This window comes from Bullifex sp., assembly GCF_034103065.1.
Taxonomy (GTDB): Bacteria; Spirochaetota; Spirochaetia; order Sphaerochaetales; family Sphaerochaetaceae; genus Bullifex.
Genome location: NZ_JAXEGN010000082.1, coordinates 1 through 2,321, shown reverse-complemented (window position 1 = coordinate 2,321; position 2,321 = coordinate 1). Strand labels below are relative to the sequence as shown.

4 protein-coding genes are annotated in these 2,321 nt (G+C 30.7%); 2 read left to right on the top strand and 2 right to left on the bottom strand.

What is annotated here, in order from left to right:
* A partial coding sequence (locus SOY52_RS03440) for a DUF1294 domain-containing protein (RefSeq protein WP_320847588.1) occupies nt 1-255 on the top strand: 255 nt, incomplete at its 5' end.
* A gap of 75 nt (nt 256-330) precedes the next feature.
* Here the strand turns inward: SOY52_RS03440 and SOY52_RS03435 are convergent.
* Entirely contained in the window at nt 331-681 is a 351-nt protein-coding gene (locus tag SOY52_RS03435) for a GNAT family N-acetyltransferase (RefSeq protein WP_320847587.1), read from the bottom strand.
* Entirely contained in the window at nt 678-1,310 is a 633-nt protein-coding gene (locus SOY52_RS03430; protein ID WP_320847586.1) for a sugar O-acetyltransferase, read from the bottom strand. The genes SOY52_RS03435 and SOY52_RS03430 overlap by 4 nt, the downstream gene beginning before the upstream one ends.
* Nucleotides 1,311-2,027: 717 nt before the next feature.
* Here SOY52_RS03430 and SOY52_RS03425 point away from each other — a divergent pair.
* The gene (locus tag SOY52_RS03425; protein WP_320847585.1) at nt 2,028-2,270 is read left to right on the top strand and encodes a hypothetical protein; all 243 of its coding nucleotides are present in this window, start codon (nt 2,028-2,030) and stop codon (nt 2,268-2,270) included.
* Nucleotides 2,271-2,321: the final 51 nt, after the last annotated feature.

The window sequence follows — 2,321 nt, the reverse complement described above, 5'->3', positions numbered from 1 at the left end:
GTTTATTTAACATTAATAAACATTATTACTTTCTTATTCTACTTAAAGGATAAAAAGGCAGCTGAAAAAGGAAAGGATAGAGTAAAAATAGTTACACTATTAGGTCTTGCTTTCTTTGGTGGTTCTATTGGTGCTTTAGTTGGTATGTATACACTTAGACACAAGACTAATAAAAACTACTTTACTATTGGTGTTCCACTAATGGTAATTATGCAATTCTTTGTACTCTTTTATCTTTCAAACCTTAGTTTTTAAATAAACAAATTCTTGCAGAGGGGTATTAAACTCCTCTGTTAATTTTCCCTCTATAAATCCAATACTTTTATAAAATTATCTAGCTGCGATACCTTCACTAATACCTTCACGGTAAGTTGTTACTGTGATATTACGATAAGGATCAAATTCATTTAAAGCTAAAGAAAACATATTTTCAGCAATATGCTTTCTTCTGAAATTAGGATCTACAGCTAAGAAACAAAGCATATTTACTTCTTTAGAAAATAATAAAGCTCCTACTATTTTATTATCTTCTTTAGCACAAATTGCTTCATTCCTGCTAATAAACTCTAAAACAGTAGCTCTATGTTCTGTTAAATCAAGGCCTGGAAATAAATCTTTAACTTTATCAACAAGATTCATCCAACTATCAATATCATTAGCTGTAGCAAAACAAATATTCATTTAATAAATCCTTCTTTAACAATTATATCCCAAACTTCATCATCGATAAGTTCATCTTTAAATAGCCTTCTTTTATCATCTTCGGTAATAGCTCTTAATACTTTACATGGATTACCTGCTGCAATAGTCCAGCTTGGAACATCTTTAGTAACAACACAACCTGCTCCAATTACAACATTACTACCAATATTAACACCAGGACATATTACTACACTTCCTCCTATCCAAACGTTATCACCGATTGTAACAGGCTTTCCAAACTCATATGATGAGTTTCTTGTAGTTGGGTAAATAGGATGTCCTGCTGTATAAATTGATACATTAGGTCCAAGAAAGCAATTATCACCAAAGACTACTTTAGCGACATCAATAATAGTACAGTTATAATTTGCAAAGAAATTCTTTCCAACTTCAATGTGTTTACCGTAATCACAAAAGAATGGTGGATTAATAAATGCACCTTCTCCAGAACCTAATAATTCTTTCACGATTCGAGAAATTTGTTCAAAATCTGCCCAATCAGAATTATTTAGTTTTTGAATCAGCTTTCTACAAGCAATAATCTCACTAGCTACCATCTCATCAACAATGTATGCTTTGCCATTATCTCTTCTTTCTAGATTATTCATGGTCTTATTTTATCAAAATATAAGAATTAATATCCAAACAAAAAGAGAAGATTATTGATGATTAATATCACCAAAATTTTTGTCTTAATTTGTTTAATAGTAATTTTAAATCATTACATACTTAAATCTACAATAAATCTTTTTCCTTTTAATCGAAATGCGAAAATGGTTTACAATGAAAACTCTAAATAATATTCATTCAAGTTAAACATTTACAAGCCTTTTAAGCCATTAAAAACTCATGAAAAATTAACTTTAAAATTAATTTAAACTACCATATTATGGTAGGAAGAAAAATGAAATAAAAAGAGTTAGAAGGTCTTCTGTTTAATGGAAGTTCTTAGCTAGTTGCAATTTATGGAAGACGAAGAGTGGGTAAAACCTCTCTCGTTGATGAGGTGCTTGAGCTGTACATTACTTTTAGATATGCAGGACTATTTCCTGTTGAAATAAAATGGCCTAAAAGTGCAACTTAAACAGTTCCACTACTCCTTACTGTCTCAAGGATTTACTGGTAATAAATGTCCAGATTCATGGTTATAAGCCTTTTTCTTCCTCGAAAAGTTTTTGCAAGAAAGAGATGGAGGAAGACAGGTAGTGTTCATTGAGGAACTTCCTTGGATGGATACTCCTCGAAGTGGTTTTATTTCAGCGTTTGAAGGCTTTTGGAATAATTAGGCATTTCTCGTATAGAATCAATGAATATTAAGGACAGTAATGAAAGCCCCCCAGATTGATCTTATCATTGAAAGAAGGGATTGTGTAATTAATCTTTGTGAAATGAAGTTCTGCTGTGAAGAATTTTTTATTGATAAAAGCTTTTATCTTAAAGTAAGAGAGAGGGAAAAAATCGTATCAGAAATAGCACCAAAGAAGGCAGTTATCCATAATGTACTAATCACTACTTTTGGGGTAAAAGGTGTGGATATTCTTCTGTTTTTTCCAGTATTCTTACAATAGCTGATCTTCTAGCTTAACTTATTCATTAAGTCTAAATTCTTATTGTTAATA

What these genes read in the sequence shown, in the direction of transcription:
- SOY52_RS03435 (WP_320847587.1), bottom strand. Translation starts at nt 681, where the DNA reads ATGAATATTTGTTTTGCTACAGCTAATGATATTGATAGTTGGATGAAT.
- SOY52_RS03425 (WP_320847585.1), top strand. Translation starts at nt 2,028, where the DNA reads ATGAAAGCCCCCCAGATTGATCTTATCATTGAAAGAAGGGATTGTGTA.
- SOY52_RS03430 (WP_320847586.1), bottom strand. Translation starts at nt 1,310, where the DNA reads ATGAATAATCTAGAAAGAAGAGATAATGGCAAAGCATACATTGTTGAT.